16 protein-coding genes are annotated in these 20,893 nt (G+C 71.1%); 11 read left to right on the plus strand and 5 right to left on the minus strand.

Going from position 1 to position 20,893, the window contains the following annotated elements; genetic code table 11:
• Positions 1–57: 57 nt before the first annotated feature.
• The 6 genes from ACGFYN_RS17300 to serA all read left to right on the plus strand — a co-directional run bounded on the left by ACGFYN_RS17300 (position 58) and on the right by serA (position 10,080).
• Complete coding sequence (locus tag ACGFYN_RS17300) at positions 58–1,008, plus strand: 2-hydroxyacid dehydrogenase (protein WP_393866659.1); 951 nt, start codon at positions 58–60, stop codon at positions 1,006–1,008.
• A gap of 258 nt (positions 1,009–1,266) precedes the next feature.
• Positions 1,267–4,482, plus strand: coding sequence for an EAL domain-containing protein (locus tag ACGFYN_RS17305; protein WP_393866660.1), 3,216 nt, complete (start codon positions 1,267–1,269; stop codon positions 4,480–4,482).
• Positions 4,483–4,718: 236 nt separating this feature from the next.
• Positions 4,719–6,575 carry an acetolactate synthase large subunit gene (locus ACGFYN_RS17310; RefSeq protein ID WP_393866661.1) on the plus strand — a complete coding sequence of 619 codons (1,857 nt, stop codon included), beginning with the start codon at positions 4,719–4,721 and terminating at the stop codon, positions 6,573–6,575.
• A gap of 22 nt (positions 6,576–6,597) precedes the next feature.
• Positions 6,598–7,122: an acetolactate synthase small subunit gene (gene ilvN, locus ACGFYN_RS17315; protein WP_016432494.1), complete on the plus strand. Its 525-nt coding sequence runs from the start codon at positions 6,598–6,600 to the stop codon at positions 7,120–7,122.
• Between the two features lie 117 nt (positions 7,123–7,239).
• Entirely contained in the window at positions 7,240–8,238 is a 999-nt protein-coding gene (ilvC, locus tag ACGFYN_RS17320; protein WP_393866662.1) for a ketol-acid reductoisomerase, read from the plus strand.
• A gap of 252 nt (positions 8,239–8,490) precedes the next feature.
• Entirely contained in the window at positions 8,491–10,080 is a 1,590-nt protein-coding gene (serA, locus tag ACGFYN_RS17325) for a phosphoglycerate dehydrogenase (RefSeq protein WP_393866663.1), read from the plus strand.
• A gap of 58 nt (positions 10,081–10,138) precedes the next feature.
• On the opposite strand, the gene ACGFYN_RS17330 is transcribed toward serA, so the two are convergent.
• Positions 10,139–11,656 carry an MFS transporter gene (locus ACGFYN_RS17330; RefSeq protein WP_393866664.1) on the minus strand — a complete coding sequence of 506 codons (1,518 nt, stop codon included), beginning with the start codon at positions 11,654–11,656 and terminating at the stop codon, positions 10,139–10,141.
• 97 nt (positions 11,657–11,753) lie between these two features.
• Here ACGFYN_RS17330 and ACGFYN_RS17335 point away from each other — a divergent pair, with 97 nt between their 5' ends.
• Entirely contained in the window at positions 11,754–12,347 is a 594-nt protein-coding gene (locus ACGFYN_RS17335) for a TetR/AcrR family transcriptional regulator (RefSeq protein ID WP_393866665.1), read from the plus strand.
• A 3-nt stretch (positions 12,348–12,350) separates the two neighbouring features.
• On the opposite strand, the gene ACGFYN_RS17340 is transcribed toward ACGFYN_RS17335, so the two are convergent.
• Complete coding sequence (locus ACGFYN_RS17340; protein ID WP_393866666.1) at positions 12,351–13,529, minus strand: MFS transporter; 1,179 nt, start codon at positions 13,527–13,529, stop codon at positions 12,351–12,353.
• Between the two features lie 47 nt (positions 13,530–13,576).
• Between ACGFYN_RS17340 and ACGFYN_RS17345 the strand changes: the two genes are divergently transcribed.
• Positions 13,577–14,989 (plus strand): PLP-dependent aminotransferase family protein, encoded by a 1,413-nt coding sequence (locus tag ACGFYN_RS17345; RefSeq protein ID WP_393866667.1) that lies wholly within the window; start codon positions 13,577–13,579, stop codon positions 14,987–14,989.
• Here the strand turns inward: ACGFYN_RS17345 and ACGFYN_RS17350 are convergent, their stop codons facing one another.
• Positions 14,990–16,174, minus strand: coding sequence for a PucR family transcriptional regulator (locus ACGFYN_RS17350; protein ID WP_393866668.1), 1,185 nt, complete (start codon positions 16,172–16,174; stop codon positions 14,990–14,992).
• A 146-nt stretch (positions 16,175–16,320) separates the two neighbouring features.
• On the opposite strand from ACGFYN_RS17350, the gene ACGFYN_RS17355 reads away from it, so the two are divergent.
• Together ACGFYN_RS17355 and pruA are read left to right on the plus strand one after the other, a co-directional pair.
• Positions 16,321–17,247: a proline dehydrogenase family protein gene (locus ACGFYN_RS17355; protein WP_393866669.1), complete on the plus strand. Its 927-nt coding sequence runs from the start codon at positions 16,321–16,323 to the stop codon at positions 17,245–17,247.
• 252 nt (positions 17,248–17,499) lie between these two features.
• Positions 17,500–19,131: an L-glutamate gamma-semialdehyde dehydrogenase gene (gene pruA, locus ACGFYN_RS17360; protein ID WP_393866670.1), complete on the plus strand. Its 1,632-nt coding sequence runs from the start codon at positions 17,500–17,502 to the stop codon at positions 19,129–19,131.
• A gap of 53 nt (positions 19,132–19,184) precedes the next feature.
• Here pruA and ACGFYN_RS17365 read toward each other — a convergent pair whose 3' ends face one another.
• Positions 19,185–19,391, minus strand: coding sequence for a DUF5988 family protein (locus ACGFYN_RS17365; protein WP_393866671.1), 207 nt, complete (start codon positions 19,389–19,391; stop codon positions 19,185–19,187).
• A 33-nt stretch (positions 19,392–19,424) separates the two neighbouring features.
• Positions 19,425–20,372: an NADP-dependent oxidoreductase gene (locus tag ACGFYN_RS17370; RefSeq protein ID WP_393866672.1), complete on the minus strand. Its 948-nt coding sequence runs from the start codon at positions 20,370–20,372 to the stop codon at positions 19,425–19,427.
• Positions 20,373–20,751: 379 nt separating this feature from the next.
• Here ACGFYN_RS17370 and ACGFYN_RS17375 point away from each other — a divergent pair, with 379 nt between their 5' ends.
• Positions 20,752–20,880, plus strand: a complete 129-nt coding sequence (locus ACGFYN_RS17375; protein ID WP_016432484.1) for a hypothetical protein — start codon at positions 20,752–20,754, stop codon at positions 20,878–20,880.
• The last annotated feature ends 13 nt before the right edge of the window (positions 20,881–20,893 follow it).

Consider the following 20,893-nt stretch of genomic DNA (forward strand, 5'->3'; position numbering starts at 1 on the left):
TCTCCAGGCCCCCAACCTAACCTCTGCGCTTCCCAGGGCCTGACATAGCCTCCTGACATGACTGCTGACGTGTGGCTTCCCATCCCGCCGGACACCATCGAGGGGCTGCCGGAGGGGCCGAACTACCGCTACTGGGACGGTGCCGACGAGTTCCCCGCGGACCCGGCCGACTGCGCGTACTACGTCGTCCCCTACATGAAGCCCGGTGACGTGGGCGTGCGCCCGCTGCCCGAGTTGAGCGCCGTACAGGTGGTGCAGACCCTGTCGGCCGGCATCGACAGCCTGGAGCCCGGACTGAAGCACCTGCGTCCCGGCGTGCAGGTGTGCAATGCGCGCGGGGTGCACGAGGCGAGCACCGCCGAGCTCGCCCTCACGCTGATCCTCGCCTCGCTGCGCGGCGTCCCCGACTTCGTGCGCGCCCAGGACCGCGGGGAGTGGCGCGGCGGGTTCCGGCCGGCCCTCGCGGACAAGAACGTGCTCATCGTGGGCTACGGCTCGATCGGTTCCGCCATCGAGGACCGGCTCGTTCCGTTCGAGGTGGCGCGCGTGGCGCGCGTCGCGCGCTCTGCGCGCACGACGGCGCGCGGGCCGGTGCATCCGCTCGCCGAACTGCCCGCCCTGCTCACGGAGGCGGACGTCGTCGTCCTGATCACGCCCCTGAACGACGCCACCCGGCACCTGGCGGACGCGGAGTTCCTCGCACGCATGAAGGACGGCGCCCTCCTGGTGAACGTCTCCCGCGGCCCGGTCGTCGACACCAAGGCCCTGCTCGCCGAGGTGGAGACCGGCCGCATCACCGCCGCCCTCGACGTCACCGACCCCGAGCCCCTGCCCCGCGAACACGCTCTGTGGCGGGCGCCCGGCGTCCTCATCAGCCCCCACGTCGGCGGCCCCACGTCCGCGTTCCTGCCGCGCGCCAAGCGGCTCATCGTGGACCAGTTGACCCGGTTCGTGAACCAGGAGCCGTTGCGCAACGTGATCCTTACGACAGGTACAACCGGCGCATGACACCGGGGATTTCGAGCGTCCCGCGCGGGACCCGCGCGACCGGCGCGGCAGGCGCGTAGTCCGTTTCCGGCACCCTCCGCAATCCTCTGGACGCGGTCCGTGCTCGCATTCCCGCTGGTCGTCACGGAGCGTAGAGGAACTATGTCCCTGAGTGACGAGACTGGTGTATCGTCCGGAGCAGGGGCTGCGCCGTGCACCGTTCGGCGCCGGGGATGGACATTGCAGACTGTGAGGGGGGCGACGGGCGATGCACGGCCGATGGACGAGCGATCCGACGCGACGGGGCCGCCGATGGCGACCCTGGCGTACGGCCGCGCGCAGACGCGGTCACCACGGCAGTCACGGCTGCCGTCACAGCCACCACATCGAGCAGGACGACCGCCGCAGGCACGGACACCCAGCGTCCCGGGGTCCGTGGGACCCGGGAGCGGAGCGGACCGGGAGTGCGCGGTGAGCCCGCCACTGCCCGTCGCGACCGCCTTCGACGGAGCGCTGCGGGCGCAGCCTTCGCGAGGGCCGCTGCTGCCCCGTCCGCCGTCCCTCGGCGGCCGGCCCGGCCTGGTCCATCAACTGGTCCTGGCCCTGATCTGCGCGGGATACGCCGTCGGTTCCGCGCTCGACTGGGGTTCCGAAGAAGTCGCTTTGATCATGGGTGATTTCGGGCTGGCCGCCGCCGCGGCGACCGCCGCCGTGTCGCTCTTCCTGTACGCCCGCAGCCGCCGTATCCGCTTTCGACCCGCCTGGCTGCTGTTCGCCCTCTCCTCGGCCATGGCGGCCCTCGGCAACGCGGTCTGGGGATGGTACGAGGTCGTCCTGGGGGAGCAGGTGCCCACCCCCAGCTACGCCGACCTGTTCTTCCTCTGCTTCGCGCCGCCCGCGATCGTGGGGCTCCTGGTGCTCGCCAAGCGCCCGGTGACGAAGGCGGGCTGGGTCTGCCTGGCGCTCGACGCCTGGCTGATCGGCGGCTCGCTGCTCACTCTGTCGTGGAGCCTCGCGCTCGCCCAGGCGGCCAAGTTCGACGGGCCGAGTGTGGCGCACACCGCGCTGTCGCTGGCGTACCCGCTGCTGGACATCGCGCTGGTCAGCATGGTGCTCGCACTGCACTTCCGGCGTTCGGCGGTCAACCGCACCGCGGTCAACACCGCCATCGGCGCGCTGGCGCTCACGGTGATGTGCGACGCCTTGTTCACCTCGCCCCTGCTGCACAACAACTACCACTCGGGCCAGTCGCTCGACGCGGGCTGGTTCGCCGGCTCGCTGCTCCTCGCCTACGCGCCCTGGGCCGCGCCCCGGCTCGGTCAGCTGCCCGCGGAGGACGACGGGCACACACGCGTGGTGCACGAGCACCTGCCGGGCCCGCACGGCGGCACCCACCAGCACCACGCGGTGCCGCAGCAGGGCGAGCACACCCGGTATCCGGCCGCCCGGCCCATCGCCGGCTCCCTGGCCGCTCTCACGCCCTATCTCGCCGCCGCCGTCTGCACGTTGGGGATCCTCTACAACGTCCTCAACGGCCGCAGCGTCGACCGCGTGGTGCTCCTGACCGGCGGCACGGTCGTGCTCGCCCTCGTGGTGCGTCAGGGCATCATGCTGCTCGACAACATCACCCTCACCCAGGAGCTGGCGCAGAAGGAGAACCACTTCCGCTCCCTGGTGCAGGGCTCCAGCGACGTCATCATGATCGCCGCGCCCAACGGCATCCTCCGGTACGTCTCCCCGGCGGCCGCCGGGGTCTACGGACGCTCGGCGGAGGAGCTGGTGGGTACGGAACTGGCCAATCTCATCCACCCGGAGGACCTGGGCCGCGTGGTGCACGAGGTGCGCCGCTTCCTCGCCGCCAGCCCGCTCGAGGAACCCACTACGCGCATCGAGTGCCGCTTCCGGTCCGGCGGCGGGGGCACCTCCCGCTCGAGCGGGGCCGAGAGCGGGGGAGGCTGGCTCAACGTCGAGTCGACCGTCAACCGCCACCACGGCGGCCTCATCTTCAACAGCCGGGACGTGACCGAACGGGTGCGCCTCCAGGCGCAGTTGCAGCACAACGCCGAGCACGACCCGCTCACCGACCTGCCCAACCGCGCTCTGTTCACCCAGCGCGTCCAGCAGGCCCTGTCCGGCCGCCGCTCCACCGACCGGGGCACGGCCGTGCTCTTCATCGACCTCGACGGCTTCAAGGCCGTCAACGACACGATCGGGCACCAGGCCGGGGACGAGCTGCTCGTCCAGGCCGCCCGCAGACTCCAGGACGCGGTCCGCAAGGGGGACACCGCCTCCCGGCTCGGCGGCGACGAGTTCGCGGCCCTGATCGTGGGGGAGGGCACCCGGGACCGCTCCGCGCGCGAGCGGCACATCCTGGAGCTGGCCGACCGGCTCAGGCACACGCTGTCGCAGCCCTACCTCATCGACGGCAACGATGTCCGGGTGGCCGCTTCCATCGGCGTCGCCTTCGCCGAACCGAGCCTCGGCGCGGGCGAGTTGCTGCGCAACGCCGACCTGGCCATGTATCGCGCCAAGGCGGCGGGCAAGGGCCGGGTCGAGCTGTACGCCCCGCAGATGCAGCAGGACGTCGTACGCAAGGCGGAGCTGGCCACGCGCCTGCGTGCCGCACTGCACGACGGCGAGTTCGCGCTGCTGCACCAGCCCGTCGTCGGCCTGGAGGACGGCCGGATCACGTCGGTCGAGGCACAGGCGCGCTGGCGCTCCTCGCAGGGGGTGCTGTTCACCCCGGCCGAGTTCCTGCGCGTCGCCGACGACAGCGACAGAACCGCCGAGCTGGGCCGCTGGATGCTGGAGGAGGCCGTCGAGCAGGCCGCCGAGCGCACCGGGACGGGGCTGGCCGTGCCCGTGGCGGTCCGGGTCAGCGCCCGGCGGCTGCTGGACCGGTCGATGCCGCTCGGCTCGATCGAGGCCCTGCTGACCAGGCACGGGCTCCCGTCCGGATCGCTGGTGATCGAGCTGACCGACGCCGATCCGCGGATCTCCCTGGACGAGCTGGAGCGGAGACTGGGCACGCTGCGCAGGCTCGGCGTCCGGATCGCCCTGGACGGCTTCGGCAGCGGCCACGCGGCGATCACGGCGCTGCGCAGACTCCCCGTCGACGTGCTGAAGCTCGACCGCAGCCTGGTCGAGGGCGTCGTCGAGTCCGCGCGGCTGCACAAGATCACCAGCGGCCTGCTGCGGATCGCCAACGATCTGGGGCTCCAGTCGGTGGCCGACGGGGTGGACCTGCCCGAGCAGGTGGTCGCGCTCCGCGCGATGGGCTGCACGCACGGACAGGGCATGGCGTTCTCCGGTCCGCTGGACGAATACCGGCTGCGCCGGGCGCTCGCTTCCGGCCACTATCCGGTGCCGCACGGCCCGATCGAGCCGGCGTTCGCGGGAGGTGGGGCAGGGGTGTACACAGGTGGTGTCGCCGCCGTCCTGGGAGGCGGAAGTGCCCTCCGCTCACATAATGAGACTCCCGTCCCACCCACTTGACACGTGGTGCGTGCCGGGGGGAGGGTCAGTGCCATGCGCACCCGAATTCTCGTACTTGGAAAGCGCGTCGGCTGAGCTGGTGATGTCCGGACGGATCCGGAACTCCCAGCGACCACACCCGGCGCGCTCCCCTCGCTTGCCTTACGGCACGAGGGGTTTTTTGTTGCACAGGTGACCCCCGTGCAGCGCCCGAACACCGCGCAAACCTCGCAAAAACCCTCAGCATCGAGAAGAGAATGCCGATGACCGAGCAGGCCACCGGGGCCCACCATCCGCAGCCGCGGCCCCGTTCCGGAGGACAGCAGTCCGCACCCGAGCACGTCACGGGTGCGAAGTCCCTCATCCGCTCTCTCGAGGAGGTCGGGGCCGACACCGTATTCGGCATTCCCGGCGGTGCGATCCTTCCCGCGTACGACCCGATGATGGACTCCACCCGGGTGCGTCATGTCCTGGTCCGGCACGAGCAGGGCGCCGGCCACGCGGCCACGGGTTACGCGCAGGCCACCGGCAAGGTCGGTGTCTGCATGGCGACTTCCGGCCCCGGTGCCACCAACCTGGTGACGCCGATCGCGGACGCGCACATGGACTCGGTGCCGCTCGTGGCGATCACCGGCCAGGTCGCGTCCAAGGCGATCGGCACGGACGCCTTCCAGGAGGCGGACATCGTCGGCATCACGATGCCGATCACCAAGCACAACTTCCTTGTCACCAAGGCGGAGGACATCCCGCGCGTCATCGCGCAGGCCTTCCACATCGCCTCCACCGGCCGCCCGGGCCCGGTCCTGGTCGACATCGCGAAGGACGCGCTGCAGGCGCAGACGACCTTCTCCTGGCCGCCCGTGATGGACCTGCCCGGCTACCGCCCGGTGACCAAGCCGCACGCCAAGCAGATCCGCGAGGCCGCGAAGCTGATCACCACCGCCAAGCGGCCCGTCCTCTACGTCGGCGGCGGTGTCATCAAGGCACACGCCACCGCGGAGCTCAAGGTTCTCGCCGAGCTCACCGGAGCGCCCGTCACCACCACACTGATGGCGCTCGGCGCATTCCCCGACAGCCACCCGCTGCACGTGGGAATGCCGGGCATGCACGGTGCGGTCACCGCCGTCACCGCGCTGCAGAAGGCCGACCTGATCGTCGCCCTCGGAGCCCGCTTCGACGACCGCGTCACCGGCAAGCTGGACAGCTTCGCCCCCTACGCGAAGATCGTCCACGCCGACATCGACCCGGCCGAGATCGGCAAGAACCGCGCCGCCGACGTGCCGATCGTCGGGGACGCCCGCGAGGTGCTGGCCGACCTGATCCAGGCCGTCCAGAAGGAGCACAGCGAAGGCGGCAAGGGGGACTACAGCGCCTGGTGGAAGGACCTGTCCCGGTGGCGTGACACCTACCCGCTCGGCTACGACCAGCCCGAGGACGGCTCGCTCTCCCCGCAGCAGGTCATCGAGCGGATCGGGCAGCTCGCTCCGGAGGGCACGATCTTCGCGGCGGGCGTCGGTCAGCACCAGATGTGGGCCGCGCACTTCGTCCAGTACGAGAAGCCGGCGACCTGGCTGAACTCCGGCGGCGCCGGGACGATGGGCTACGCGGTCCCGGCAGCGATGGGCGCCAAGGCCGGCGCGCCGGACCAGGCGGTCTGGGCGATCGACGGCGACGGCTGCTTCCAGATGACCAATCAGGAGCTCACCACCTGCGCCCTGAACAACATCCCGATCAAGGTCGCCATCATCAACAACGGCGCCCTCGGGATGGTCCGCCAGTGGCAGACCCTCTTCTACAACCAGCGCTACTCCAACACCGTCCTGCACTCCGGCCCGGGGGCGGACGGCAAGCAGCCGAGCGCCGGCACGCGCGTGCCGGACTTCGTGAAGCTGTCGGAGGCGATGGGCTGCCACGCGATCCGCTGCGAGTCCCCCGACGACCTGGACAAGGTCATCGAGGAGGCGAACTCCATCAACGACCGCCCGGTCGTCGTCGACTTCATCGTGCACGAGGACGCGATGGTCTGGCCGATGGTCGCCGCCGGCACCTCGAACGACACGATCCTGGCCGCCCGGGACGTCCGCCCCGACTTCGGCGACAACGAAGACGACTGAGCGAGAGAGACGTAAAAAGATCATGTCCAAGCACACGCTCTCCGTCCTGGTGGAGAACACCCCGGGCATCCTGGCCCGGATCGCCGCCCTGTTCTCCCGCCGCGGCTTCAACATCGACTCGCTCGCGGTCGGCGTCACCGAGCACCCAGACATCTCCCGCATCACCATCGTCGTGGGCGTCGAGGACCTGCCGCTCGAGCAGGTGACGAAGCAGCTCAACAAGCTGGTCAACGTGCTGAAGATCGTCGAGCTGGAACCCGGGCAGGCCGTTCAGCGCGAACTCGTCCTGGTGAAGGTGCGCGCCGACAACGAGACGCGCTCCCAGATCGTCGAGATCGTCCAGCTGTTCCGCGCCAAGACCGTCGACGTCTCCCCGGAGGCCGTGACGATCGAGGCGACCGGCAGCAGCGAGAAGCTGTCCGCGATGCTCAAGATGCTGGAGCCGTACGGCATCAAGGAGCTCGTCCAGTCCGGCACCATCGCGATCGGCCGCGGCGCCCGTTCGATCACGGACCGCTCACTGCGCGCACTCGACCGTTCCGCGTGACGATCCTTCGGGCGGCCGGGTGACTCCGGCCGCCCGTATGGCGAGACCCCGGAACTTCCCTTCCGCCCACCGTCATACGGTGGGACGCAACACCTGCACACAAGGAGAGAACCCAAAGTGGCCGAGCTGTTCTACGACGCCGACGCCGACCTGTCCATCATCCAGGGCCGCAAGGTCGCGGTCATCGGTTACGGCAGCCAGGGCCACGCCCACGCGCTGTCGCTCCGTGACTCGGGTGTCGACGTGCGTGTCGGTCTGCACGAGGGCTCCAAGTCCAAGGCCAAGGCCGAGGAGCAGGGCCTGCGCGTGGTGACCCCGGCGGAGGCCGCCGCCGAGGCCGACGTCATCATGATCCTCGTCCCGGACCCGATCCAGGCCCAGGTCTACGAGGAGCACATCGCCCCGAACCTGAAGGACGGCGACGCGCTGTTCTTCGGTCACGGCCTGAACATCCGCTTCGACTTCATCAAGCCCCCGGCGGGCGTGGACGTCTGCATGGTCGCCCCGAAGGGCCCGGGCCACCTGGTGCGCCGCCAGTACGAGGAGGGCCGCGGCGTTCCGTGCATCGTGGCCGTCGAGCAGGACGCGACCGGCAGTGGCTTCGCGCTGGCGCTGTCGTACGCCAAGGGCATCGGCGGCACCCGCGCCGGCGTCATCAAGACGACCTTCACCGAGGAGACCGAGACCGACCTCTTCGGCGAGCAGGCCGTGCTGTGCGGCGGTACGGCCGCGCTGGTGAAGGCGGGCTTCGAGACGCTGACCGAGGCGGGCTACCAGCCGGAGATCGCGTACTTCGAGTGCCTGCACGAGCTGAAGCTGATCGTGGACCTCATGTACGAGGGCGGCCTGGAGAAGATGCGCTGGTCGATCTCCGAGACCGCCGAGTGGGGCGACTACGTCACCGGCCCGCGGATCATCACCGACGCCACCAAGGCCGAGATGAAGAAGGTCCTCGCCGAGATTCAGGACGGCACGTTCGCCCGTGAGTGGATGGCCGAGTACCACGGCGGTCTGAAGAAGTACAACGAGTACAAGACCGCGGACTCCGAGCACCTGCTGGAGACCACCGGCAAGCAGCTGCGCAAGCTGATGAGCTGGGTGAACGAGGAGGCGTAAGCCTCCGACGGACGGGGCCGGAGCGTTCTGCTCCGGCCCCTTTGTCCAGCGCGTCGAATCTCGGACGGGTGATCCTTCCGCGGAGGCGCAGGACGACCACCGCCGCGCCACTACACTGCCGTACTACATACGCGTCAGGCCCACAGCGTCGTGCGTCTTCCACGCGGCTCAAGCGGCCCTACGGGCCGCGACACCCCTCCACCGCCTGCGGCCGTCGGGACGGCCGTCCGCAATGGACTTGTGAGGACTCACGTGAGCTCGAAACCCGTCGTACTCATCGCCGAAGAGCTGTCGCCCGCCACCGTGGACGCGCTCGGCCCCGACTTCGAGATCCGGCACTGCAACGGAGCGGACCGAGCCGAACTGCTCCCCGCCATCGCCGACGTCGACGCCATCCTGATCCGTTCGGCCACCAAGGTCGACGCCGAGGCGATCGCCGCCGCGAAGAAGCTCAAGGTCGTAGCGCGAGCCGGCGTCGGCCTGGACAACGTCGACGTCTCCGCCTCCACCAAGGCCGGCGTGATGGTCGTCAACGCGCCGACCTCCAACATCGTGACCGCCGCCGAGCTCGCCTGCGGTCTCCTCATCGCCACCGCCCGCCACATCCCGCAGGCCAACGCCGCGCTGAAGAACGGCGAGTGGAAGCGGAGCAAGTACACGGGCGTGGAGCTCGCCGAGAAGACGCTCGGTGTGGTGGGTCTGGGCCGCATCGGCGCACTCGTCGCCCAGCGCATGTCCGCCTTCGGCATGAAGGTCGTCGCCTACGACCCCTACATCCAGCCCGCCCGCGCCGCCCAGATGGGCGTGAAGGTGCTGTCGCTGGACGAGCTGCTCGAGGTCTCCGACTTCATCACCGTCCACCTGCCCAAGACCCCCGAGACCCTCGGCCTGATCGGCGACGAGGCGCTGCGCAAGGTCAAGCCGAGCGTGCGCATCGTCAACGCCGCGCGCGGCGGCATCGTCGACGAGGAGGCGCTGTACTCGGCGCTGAAGGAGGGCCGCGTCGCGGGCGCCGGCCTGGACGTGTACGCCAAGGAGCCGTGCACGGACTCGCCGCTGTTCGAGTTCGACCAGGTCGTCTCCACCCCGCACCTCGGCGCCTCCACGGACGAGGCGCAGGAGAAGGCCGGTATCGCCGTCGCCCGCTCGGTGCGCCTCGCCCTCGCCGGTGAGCTCGTGCCGGACGCGGTGAACGTCCAGGGCGGCGTCATCGCCGAGGACGTCAAGCCGGGCCTGCCGCTCGCCGAGCGCCTCGGCCGCATCTTCACCGCGCTCGCGGGCGAGGTCGCGGTCCGTCTCGACGTCGAGGTGTACGGCGAGATCACCCAGCACGACGTGAAGGTGCTGGAGCTGTCCGCCCTCAAGGGCGTCTTCGAGGACGTCGTCGACGAGACGGTGTCGTACGTCAACGCCCCGCTGTTCGCGCAGGAGCGCGGCGTCGAGGTGCGGCTGACCACCAGCTCGGAGGCCACCGACCACCGCAACGTCGTCACCGTGCGCGGCACGCTCACGGACGGCGAGGAGGTGTCGGTCTCCGGCACCCTGGCCGGCCCGAAGCACCTCCAGAAGATCGTGGCCGTCGGTGAGTACGACGTCGACCTCGCGCTCGCCGACCACATGGTGGTGCTGCGGTACGAGGACCGTCCCGGTGTCGTCGGCACGGTGGGCCGTGTCTTCGGCGAGGCGGGCATCAACATCGCCGGTATGCAGGTCGCCCGCGCGGCGGCGGGCGGGGAGGCGCTGGCGGTGCTGACGGTGGACGACACGGTTGCCGCCGGCGTGTTGGCCGAGGTTGCCGAGGAGATCGGGGCGACGTTCGCTCGGTCTGTGAACCTGGTCTGACATGGCGAAACAAGCGCCGGACGGGCTGAGACAGCTCGTCCGGCGCTTGCATGTCCTGCTACTTGCCGGCGACGTGGATTCCCCGTAGCGCCCGCGCCGCCAGCAGCGCCGCTCCCGCGAGGAGGATGGCGCCGGCGATCGCCGCGCCCTGCATGCCGCTGGTGAAGGCCTCGCGGGCGGCCGTCGCCAGGGCGTCTCCCGTGCGCCCCGGGAGCCGGCCCGCGACGGCCAGCGCGCCGCCCAGTGTCTCGCGGGCCGCGTCCGGCGCCGCGGCCGGCATGTCGTGGCGGTAGATCGCGGTGCCGATGGAGCCGAGGACGGCCATGCCCAGGGCGCCGCCGAACTCCGCGCCGGTCTCCATCAGGGAGGCCGCCGACCCGGCCCGCTCGACGGGAGCGCTGCTCAGGGCGAGGTCGGTGATCTGGGAGATGACCATGACGATGCCGGAGGCGAGGACGCCGCATGCGGCCAGTACCAGCCAGAGGGAGCCGGTGTCCGCGAAGGCCAGCATCGCGTAGCCGGCGGCGGCGATCGCGAAGCCCGCCGTGACGACGTAGGCGCGGCCCACGCCCTTCTGGACCAGCGCGGTCGCCATCGGGGCGGCCATGCCGATCGGCACCGAGGGGAGCAGCGCCCACAGGGCCGCCTCCATCGCGCTCTTGCCGAGCACCGACTGCAGGTACTGCGTGGTGAAGAAGGCGGAGCCCATCATGCCGAACGAGGCGACGAGGTTGAGGGCCACCGAGGGCGCGAAGCCGCGGCCGCGGAACAGCGCCGGGTCGATCATCGGTGAGGCCGTGGTGCGCTGGCGGTGGACGAAGAGGGCCGCGAAGAGCAGGCCGACGGTGATCGAGACGACGTACTGGGCGTGCCAGCCCTCGGACGGGATCTCCTTCAGGCCGTAGATGACGGGCAGTACGGCGGCCATCGACAGCGGGACGCTCGGCCAGTCGAAGCGGCCCGGGTTCGGGTCCTTGGACTCGGGGAGCAGGAACGGGCCCAGGATCAGCAGCAGCGCCATCGCGGGCAGGTTGACCAGGAAGACCGAGCCCCACCAGAAGTACTGGACCAGGACGCCGCTCATCACCGAGCCGAGCGCGATGCCGGCCGTCATCACGCCGGACCACAGGCCGATCGCCTTCGCGCGCTGGCCGGGGTCGGTGAACATCGTGCGGACCAGCGCCATCGTCGACGGCATCAGGGTCGCGCCACCGATGCCGAGCACGGCGCGGGACGCTATCAGGGTCTCGGCGCTGTTCGCGTAGGCCGCGACCAGGGAGGCGGCGCCGAATGCGACCGCGCCGACGAGGAGCAGCCTGCGGCGGCCGATGCGGTCGCCGAGCGAGCCCATGGTCATCAGCAGCCCGGCCAGGACGAAGGCGTAGATGTCGAAGATCCACAGCTGCTGGGTGCCGCTGGGCTCGAGGTCCGCGCTGATCGCCGGGATGGCGAAGTACAGGACCGAGACGTCCATCGAGACCAGCAGCAGCGGGAGCATCAGCACGCCCAGTGCGGTCCATTCGCGGCGGCCGGCGAGCCTGGCCGGGGTTGTGGTGGTGCTCGTCGAGTTCGTCATGGCAGAGACTGTACGAGCGTCTTACACGCTTGTCTAGAACGTTTGTGTAAGTCATCTGTATGGGACGGTTGTATGAATCGGGGGTAGGGTGGCCCGCATGGGACACCGTGAGGATCTGCTCGAAGGCGCCAAGCGCTGCCTGCTTCAGAAGGGGTTCCTGCGTACGACCGCGCGGGACGTCGTCAAGGAGTCGGGGACGAACCTGGCGTCCATCGGCTACCACTACGGGTCGAAGGACGCACTGCTGGTGCAGGCCTACGTCTCGCTGATCGAGGGGCTCGGCGACAGCTTCGACCCGGGCTGGGGTGGTGCGAAGAGCGGGGCCACGGCGCCACCCGGATCGCTGGAGCGCTTCCAGGAGGTGTGGGCGAACATCATCCGCTCGGTCCCGGCGTCCCGGGGCATCTGGCTGCTGAGCTTCGAACTCATCGCGCAGGGCGACCGGTTGCCCGAGGTGCGCAAGCTGCTGGCCGCGGCGCAGGAGGAGGGCCGCTCGGGCATCGTGCCGATGTTCAACGGCGTCCCCGAGGAGCAGCTGGACAAGGAGACCGTCGACACGGAGGGCCGCTTCTACCAGACCCTGCTCAACGGGCTCATGGTCCAGTGGCTCTTCGACCCCGACACGGCGACCGACGCGGCGCAGCTCACGGAGGGGCTGCGCCGCGTGATCGAGGGCGCCGGGAACGGCTGACGGTCAGGGGCGGGCGGCCCGCCGGTCGCCCAGCACCGGTGCCAGCGCGCCCAGCATCAGGACCGCGGTCACCGCGAAGGCCCACGGGTAGCCGGTCAGGCCGGCGAGGACGCCGAAGCCCGCCGCGCCCGCGCCCATCCCGCCGTCGTAGGCGAGGTTCCACAGGGCGCTGACCGTGCCGTAGGAGGAGGCGGAGACCCGGGCGTACATCAGGGTCAGCGTGGCGTTCTGGGCGATACCGAAGCCGGCGCCGAAGAGGGCGGTGCCCGCGACGACGGCGATCGCGCTGCCCGTCGCGGCGATGACCAGCACGCCGGCCGCCGACAGGAGCAGGCCGGGCAGGACGAGGCGGGCGCTGCCGTGCCGGTCGCCGTGGCGGCCCGCGAGCCAGCGGAAGACGGTCGAGGCGGCGGGCTGCACGAACAGCGCCACGGTGACGACGCCGGCGGACGCGTGCGGAACGGCCAGCGGCAGGAACGTGACCAGGATTCCGGCGGCCGTCGCGGTGGCGGCGAACACGATCACGGGGCGCAGGAGGGCGCCCGTGCGCAGTCCGCGGACGACGCCCACCGACTCCTTCGCATGCGCCTCGCGGTCCGGCAGCCCGAGCACCGAGGCGATCGCGGCCAGCGCCGCCGCGCCCCCGGTCACGGCCACCGGCCCGTAGCCGACGTGCCCGGCCAGCAACAGCCCCAGCGGCAGGGCGATCAGCGACGGCACTCCGGAGACGACGCCCACGACCGCCAGGCCCTCGCCCCTGCGCTCCGCCGGGATCAGGGACGCGGTCAGGGCACCGCCCGCGACGATCGTCAGCGCGAAGCCCAGCCCGCGCACCAGGCACATCGCCACGATCCAGGCCACGTCCCCGGAGAGGGTCAGCACCACGGCCGGGGCGCCGAGCAGGAACAGGCCCGCCATCAGCGTCGCCCGGTAGCCGAAGCGGGCGACGAGCCGGGGAGTGATCAGCTCGCCGAGGACGGTGGTCAGCATCAGTGAGCCGGTCGCGAGGCCCGCGCCGCCGTTGCCGCCGGACTCGGCCGCGTAGGCGGGCACCACCGACAGCAGCAGGAAGAAGCTGACGCTCGCGCCGATCATGCTCACGAAGCGGAGCAGCAGGGGCCGGGTCAGCAGCCGGGGAGCCGGAACGATCACCTGGGGAGGGCACGGGGCCGAAGTCGTCATACCGAAGACGTTAGGGATCGACCGACTCCCCGCTAAGCTCCAATTCCATGCCAGTGCAGTGGGCCGGTTTGTCACCCGAGCTGCTCCTGACCGTCGACCGGGACAGCGGGGACCGCCTGTGCGCCCAGCTGGAGGGGCAGCTGCGCGACGCGATCCGCTCCGGCCGCCTCCAGGCCGGCGAGCGCCTCCCGTCCTCCCGCGAGCTCGCCCGCATCCTGGGCCTGTCCCGCGGTCTCGTCCAGGACTGCTACGCCCAGCTCCAGGCCGAGGGCTATCTCGTCACCCGCGTCGGCTCGGCCACCCGGGTGGCGGCCTGCGCACAGGTGGAGCCGGTCCCCGCGGCACCCCGGCCCGAGGCCCGGCCCCGGCTGGTCGCCGACTTCCGGCACGGCGTCCCGGACCTGGCCTCCTTCCCGGTCGCCGACTGGCTGTGGGCGACCAGGGAAGCGGCTCGCACCATGCCGACCGCCGACCTCGACTACGGGGATCCGCGCGGCAGTTCGGCCCTGCGCGAGGTGGTGGCGGGGTATCTGCGCCGGGTGCGCGGGGCCGCCGCCGACCCCTCCCGCACCGTCGTCTGCTCCGGCTACGCGCAGGGCCTGAGCCTCGCCCTGCGCGCCCTCGTGGGCACGGGGGTGCGGGTCGTGGCCTACGAGGACCCGGGCGGTCCGGGCACCGCGCACGCCGCGGCGGAGGCGTCCGGCCTCGCGGCCGTACCGGTGCCGGTCGACGAAGCGGGCGTCGACGTACGGGCGCTGGACGCCACCGGTGCCCGCGCGGTGATCGTCACGCCCGCCCACCAGTGGCCGACGGGCGTCGTGCTGGCACCCGACCGCCGGCACGCGCTGATCGAGTGGGCGCAGCGCCGGGACGCGTACGTCATCGAGGACGACTACGACGCCGAGTTCCGCTACGACCGCGAACCCGTGGGCTCCCTGCAGGGGCTGGCCGCCGACCGCGTGCTGTCCGTCGGCACGGTCAGCAAGTCCCTCGCGCCCGCCCTGCGGCTGGGCTGGCTGCTGTGCCCGCCCGCACTCGCCGGTCCGCTCACCGACCTCAAACGCATCGCCGACCGCGGCTCACCCGCCCTCGACCAGCTCGCCCTCGCCCGCCTCGTCGAGTCCGGCCGCTACGACCGCCATCTGCGCCGTATGCGCACGACCTACGCGGCCCGCCGCATCGCACTCGTCACGGCCCTCGCCCAACACGCCCCGGACGTACGGCTGTCGGGGCTCGCTGCGGGCTTCCACGCGGTGGCGCACCTGCCGTCGGGCGTCGACGAGCCGGTGGTCGTGGGGAAGGCGCGCGAGCGCGGGGTGGGGCTGTACGGCATGAGCGACTGCCGTACGTCGAAAGCGGCGACCCCGCCCCAACTGATCCTGGGCTTCGGCAACGTGACGGAGCGTGCGATCTCCGAGGGGATCGGGAAAGTGGCGGAACTCCTCGACGGCAGGCCCTAGTTACAGCCGCGCCCCCTTCAGCGCCATGTGCAGCAGCAGCCGGTCCTCGCCGTCGTCCAGGTCGAGGCCCGTGAGCTGCTCCACGCGGGACAGGCGGTAGTACAGGGTCTGGCGGTGGATGCCCAGTTCGGCGGCGGTGCGGCCGGCCTGGCCCGCGCAGTCGAGGTAGATCTCGGCGGTACGGGCCAGCTCGCGGTGGGCGGGGGAGAGGAGGGCGCCGACCGCCGGGTCGTGGGCCACCTCCGGCGGCAGCGAGGTCAGCAGGCGGAAGGGACCGATGTGCGACCACTCCGCGACCGGGCCGAGCCGGGGTTCCGCGAGTGCGGCCCGCGCCGCCGCGGAGGCCTCTCGCCAGGCCGCCGCCAGCTCCGCGAGGCCCGTGCGCGCGGGGGCGATGCCGGCGGCCGCGGTGGTGCCGCGGTCCAGCTGCCGGGTCCGCTCCAGCATCCGCCCGGCCGCCGAGGCCGCCGGTGTCAGCACGTCCGCCGAGCGCAGCCGTACGAGCAGGGCGAGGGACTGGGACGCGGTTCCCCACGGCACCGTGCACAGCGCGGTCGCTCCCGGCACCGTACGGACCGAGGGCGCGTCGTCCGGGTCGGCGGACGGCCACGGGGTCACACAGACCACCGTGTGCGGGGCGTCCGCGCGCGAGCCGAGCGCCGTGCGCAGCTCCGCCACCGCCATGTCCTGCTGCCAGCCGCGCTCGGCGACCAGCACGGCGTGCAGCTCCCTGCTCAGATCCGCCCCGTGCTGGGCCTCGTCCGCGAGCAGGGCGCCGATGCGGACCGTCACATCCATGGCCGCGTCCAGTTGCCGCCCGGTCGGGCCCGGGTCGGAGTCCAGCAGCCACACGTAACCGAGGACGACACCCCGATGGCGTACCGGAAGGCAGATGCGCCCCCGGTACACACCCGCCTCGGGCGTCGGCGGGATACGGACCGGGCCCGTCGCCCGGGTGATGCCGAAGCCCTCGAACCACGAGCGGACGGCGGACGTGGAGCGGCGCGTCAGGATCGAGCGGGTGCGGACCGGGTCCAGGGCCGAGGCGTCGAGGTCGCCCTCACTGTCGTAGGCACCGAAGGCGATCAGCTCGAAGTCCCGGCTCTCCAGGGTCGCGGGAGCGCCGAGAAGCTCCGAGATCTCGTCGACCAGCTCCTGGTAGTCACCTTTGTGGTCCGCCGTCACTCAGGCATTCTCCCGCATTTCCCCAGGCGCCTCATACATATGTCTGAGATCTGCGGCACGGATGCGTGACAACTGTCGATGGTCGACGATCGGGGGAATCCTTAGGTTTCACGGTGGTTCTATCTGCTGGTTTGTGGAGGTGCCCCGTGCTGGGTCCCGTGATTCTTGCCGCGTCGCGCAGCGACCGGATGCGACGCCTCATCTCGGCGGCCCCGGTGACCAAGCAGGTCGTCGACCGCTTCATCCCCGGTGAGTCCGTCGACGACGTCGTGCCGATCATCAAGGACCTCACCGGCCGGGGCCTCGAGCTGACGATGGACGTCGTCGGCGAGGACATCACCACCCCCGAGCAGTCCCACGCCGCCCGCGACGCCTATCTGGCGCTCATCGACCGGCTGGCGGAGCTGGACCTGGGCGAGCGGGTCGAGATGTCCGTGAAGCTGTCGATGTTCGGGCAGGCGCTGGAGGGCGGTCACGAGCTGGCCCTCGCGAACGTCCGCCAGGTCGTCGTGGCGGCCGCCGCCATCGGTACGACGGTCACCCTCGACGCCGAGGACCACACCACCCTCGACTCGATGTTCGCCATCCACGAGGAGCTGCGGAAGGACTTCCCGCAGACCGGCTGCGTCATCCAGGCCTATCTGTTCCGCACCGAGGCCGACGCCCGCCGGCTGGCCGCGGCCGGCAGCCGGGTGCGGCTGGTGAAGGGCGCGTACAAGGAGCCCGCCGAGGTCGCGTACCAGAACAAGCACGAGATCGACATGGCGTACGTCCGGGTCCTGAAGACCCTCATGGACGGCGAGGGGTACCCGATGATCGGCTCCCACGACCCGCGTCTGATCTCCATCGCCCAGGAACTCGCCCACCGCGCCGGCCGCAAGCCCGACGAGTACGAGTTCCAGATGCTCTACGGCATCCGCGGCGACGAGCACCTGCGGTTGGCCGCCGAGGGCCACCGCATGCGCGTCTACACGGCCTACGGCACCGACTGGTACGGCTACTTCATGCGCAGGCTGGCGGAGAAGCCGGCGAACCTGCGCTTCTTCGCCCGCTCGATGATCAGCAAGGGGTGATGTGCTGGATGAGCCGCGGCTGTCGGTCGCCGAGGAATCTCGGAGGCCGACAGCCGCCGCCCTGCGGCCGGCTGAGCCGGCCCCAGATCCGTGGAAAGGAGTTACGGATCTCGTGACTCCGCCCCCGAGGGGGCTTCTCACGGGCTCGCCGCAGCGAGTCCGTGACGGTCAAGCCCTGACCGCTGCTCACCATTCGCAACCGCTTCGGCTCCTCGATGCCGAAGCCCGGGAATCACTCGGAAGAGGTACCCCATGGACGCCGTGACCCAGGTCCCCACCCCCGTCAACGAGCCGGTGCACGGCTACGCCCCCGGCTCGCCCGAGCGCGCCCGGCTGGAGGCCAAGCTCAAGGAGCTGGCCGAGAACCCGGTCGAGCTGCCGATGACCATCGGCGGCGAGAAGCGCCTCGGCGGCGGCGAGCCCTTCCAGGTCGTGCAGCCGCACAACCACAAGGCCGTCCTCGGCACCGGGCACCACGCCACCCAGCAGGACGCCCAGGACGCGATCGACGCGGCCCTCGCCGCCGCGCCCGCCTGGCGCGCGATGTCCTTCGACGACCGCGCCGCGATCATCCTGCGCGCCGCCGAGCTGCTGTCCGGCCCGTGGCGCGAGACCATCGCCGCCTCCACCATGCTCGGCCAGTCCAAGACGGCCCAGCAGGCCGAGATCGACTCTCCCTGCGAGCTGATCGACTTCTGGCGCTTCAACGTCCACTACGCCCGCAACATCCTGGCCGAGCAGCCGCCGGCCAACTCCCCGGGCGTCTGGAACCGCATGGACCACCGCCCGCTGGAGGGCTTCGTCTACGCGATCACGCCGTTCAACTTCAGCGCCATCGCTGCCAACCTCCCGACGGCACCCGCCCTCATGGGCAACGTCGTGGTCTGGAAGCCGTCCCCGACGCAGACCCACGCCGCCGTGCTGCTGATGCAGCTGCTGGAGGAGGCGGGCCTGCCGAAGGGCGTCATCAACCTCGTCACCGGAGACGGCATCGAGGTCTCCAAGGTGGCGCTGGAACACCGCGACCTCGCGGGCATCCACTTCACCGGCTCGACCAAGACCTTCCAGTACCTGTGGAAGACGGTCGGCAACAACATCGAGAAGTACCGCACCTACCCGCGCCTGGTCGGCGAGACCGGCGGCAAGGACTTCCTGGTCGCGCACCCGAGCGCCGACCGCGCGGTCCTCAAGACCGCCCTGACCCGCGGTGCCTTCGAGTACCAGGGCCAGAAGTGCTCGGCGACCTCCCGGGCGTACATCCCGGCGTCGATCTGGAACTCCGGCTTCAAGGAGGAGTTCGCGGCCGAGGTCGACTACCTGACCATGGGTGACGTCACGGACCTGTCGAACTTCATCGGCGCCGTGATCGACGAGCGCTCCTTCGCCAAGAACAAGGCCGCGATCGACCGCGCCAAGTCCGACCCGGACTGCACGATCGTCGCGGGCGGCTCCTACGACGACTCGGTCGGCTACTTCGTCCGCCCGACCGTCGTCGAGTGCACCGACCCGGAGAACGAGGTCTTCCGCACCGAGTACTTCGGCCCGTTCCTCGCCGTGCACGTCTACGAGGACGACCAGTACGACGCGATGCTCACGCAGATGGAGTCGGTCTCCGACTACGCCCTGACCGGCTCGGTCGTCGCGGGCGACCGCGCGGCGGCGGCGTACACGATGGAGAAGCTGCGCTACGCGGCCGGCAACTTCTACATCAACGACAAGTCGACCGGCGCCGTCGTCGGCCAGCAGCCCTTCGGCGGCGGCCGTGCCTCCGGCACCAACGACAAGGCCGGCGCCCCGCAGAACCTGCTGCGCTGGACGCTGACCCGCGCCATCAAGGAGACGCTGGTCCCGCCGACCGACTACGGGTACCCGCACATGGGCTGACGCCCACGGACGCACGAACGGGCCGGGTCGCACGACCCGGCCCGTTCGCGTGTTCAGCCGGGCATCTCCGTCCGCTCCCACCACTCGTACACCGGCAGCGGCCCCTCCGCCGTGTCCGCGCGGCGGGCGGTCTGCCGGAAGTGCTCGTAGCCGCCCCGCAGTTCGATCTTCAGGTCCACTTCCGGTGTCGCGAGCGAGATGATCCGTTCGGGCAGGTCCCGGGGGCCGCCCTCGAGCAGTGCCTTCGTCTCGTCGTTCATGACCTCACCCTTCCTTGTCGTCGTTCCGGGTTGTCATTCCGGCAGGACCAGGACGAGCTTCCCCTTCGCACGGCCCGCCTCGCCCAGCTCGTGGGCCTTGGCCGCCTCCTCGAAGGGGAGCGCCGCCTCGACGTGGACACGGATGCGGTTGTTCGCCAGGAGGGCGGCGGCCTTGGCGAGCCGCTCCCCGGACGGTTCCGCCCGTACGGCGACGAAGCGCATGCCGCGGGCCTCCACGTCCTCCGGCGCGAGACCCAGGTCGCCGGGGATCGCCGAGATCAGCAGGCCGCCCGGGCGGAGGGTGCCGAGCGTGCGCGGGCCGTAGTCGCCGCCGATCAGGTCCAGGGCGGCGTCGATGCCGTGCACGGCATCGGTGAAGTCGGTGACGGTGTAGTCGATCAGCTCGTCCGCGCCGAGGTCGCGCAGGAACTCGTGCCGGTCGGCGCGGGCGGTCGCCACGACGTACGCGCCCTCCGCCTTGGCGAGCTGCACCGCCACATGGCCGACGCCGCCGGCCGCCGCGTGGATCAGGACGCGGGTGCCCGGGCCGGCCTGCGCGATGTCGATCAGGGCCTGCCAGGACGTGAGCAGGGCGGTCGGTGCCGCGGCCGCGTGGATGTGGTCGAGAGTGGCGGGCTTCGGGGCGAAATGGGCGGCCGGGGCGGCGACATGGGTGGCGTACCCGCCGGAGTCGATCCTGCCGAAGACCTCGTCGTCCGGGCGGAGGCCGGTGACCTCGGCCCCGACGGCTTCCACCGTGCCGGAGACGTCGCGGCCGAGGGTGAAGGGCGGGTCTCCGTAGAGGGGCGCGGTCCCCGAACGGATCAGGAGGTCCACGGGGTTGACGGCGGCCGCGCGCACGCGGAGCAGGATCTCGCCCGGGGCGGGCGCGGGGCGTGGGCGTTCCTCCAGCTCCAGGACCTCGGGGCCGCCGAACCGGTGCTGGGTCATCGCTCGTGTGCGGGGATGTTCCGTGGTCATCAGGTCTCCCTCCCGGATCCGGACCGGGCGGCGGGACGCGGCCGCCTGTCTCCATCGTTGCTCCGGCGGGCGGGGTTGGGCACCCCCTCCGAGCGCCACCCGCAAAATCCCAGGTCAGCGCGGTGTGACCCAATCCACCGTCTCAGATAGTAGGAAGTCCGACTAACTGTGGAGACAGACCGGGAACGGTCCCCTACTTTTGTAGAAGCCGAACGTCTCGCTCGACCAAGCGAATGGCGGTCGTGAGCCGGGCCCAGTGCAGGCAACCCCTGCGGCACCGCTCCCCGCCGCTGGGGGCACCTCCCACGCCCATTAGGCAGTGGGGGAGTCTCGTAACCCCTTGTTCAGCACTCCCGGATGTCGAAGGAGTCGATTCCCCATGGCCGAGACGACCGCCCGCCGCCGCCGTCACCTCTCCCGTACGAGCGAGTCCGACCGCAAGAACGCCGCCGCCGCCCTCCAGCGCGCCCTCGACCGCAGGGACAACGGCGGCTCGACGGGCCACTGAGCAGCGCCGATCC

The organism is Streptomyces sp. NPDC048419, assembly GCF_043200415.1.
Lineage (GTDB): Bacteria > Actinomycetota > Actinomycetes > Streptomycetales > Streptomycetaceae > Streptomyces.

Bases quoted from the DNA above. Each gene is read 5' to 3' on its own strand.
- pruA (WP_393866670.1), top strand. From the start codon at position 17,500: ATGGACGCCGTGACCCAGGTCCCCACCCCCGTCAACGAGCCGGTGCAC.
- ACGFYN_RS17310 (WP_393866661.1), top strand. From the start codon at position 4,719: ATGCCGATGACCGAGCAGGCCACCGGGGCCCACCATCCGCAGCCGCGG.
- ACGFYN_RS17370 (WP_393866672.1), bottom strand. From the start codon at position 20,372: ATGACCACGGAACATCCCCGCACACGAGCGATGACCCAGCACCGGTTC.
- ACGFYN_RS17300 (WP_393866659.1), top strand. From the start codon at position 58: ATGACTGCTGACGTGTGGCTTCCCATCCCGCCGGACACCATCGAGGGG.
- ilvN (WP_016432494.1), top strand. From the start codon at position 6,598: ATGTCCAAGCACACGCTCTCCGTCCTGGTGGAGAACACCCCGGGCATC.
- ACGFYN_RS17345 (WP_393866667.1), top strand. From the start codon at position 13,577: ATGCCAGTGCAGTGGGCCGGTTTGTCACCCGAGCTGCTCCTGACCGTC.
- ACGFYN_RS17305 (WP_393866660.1), top strand. From the start codon at position 1,267: ATGGACGAGCGATCCGACGCGACGGGGCCGCCGATGGCGACCCTGGCG.
- ACGFYN_RS17335 (WP_393866665.1), top strand. From the start codon at position 11,754: ATGGGACACCGTGAGGATCTGCTCGAAGGCGCCAAGCGCTGCCTGCTT.
- ACGFYN_RS17340 (WP_393866666.1), bottom strand. From the start codon at position 13,529: ATGACGACTTCGGCCCCGTGCCCTCCCCAGGTGATCGTTCCGGCTCCC.
- ACGFYN_RS17365 (WP_393866671.1), bottom strand. From the start codon at position 19,391: ATGAACGACGAGACGAAGGCACTGCTCGAGGGCGGCCCCCGGGACCTG.
- ACGFYN_RS17330 (WP_393866664.1), bottom strand. From the start codon at position 11,656: ATGACGAACTCGACGAGCACCACCACAACCCCGGCCAGGCTCGCCGGC.
- ACGFYN_RS17375 (WP_016432484.1), top strand. From the start codon at position 20,752: ATGGCCGAGACGACCGCCCGCCGCCGCCGTCACCTCTCCCGTACGAGC.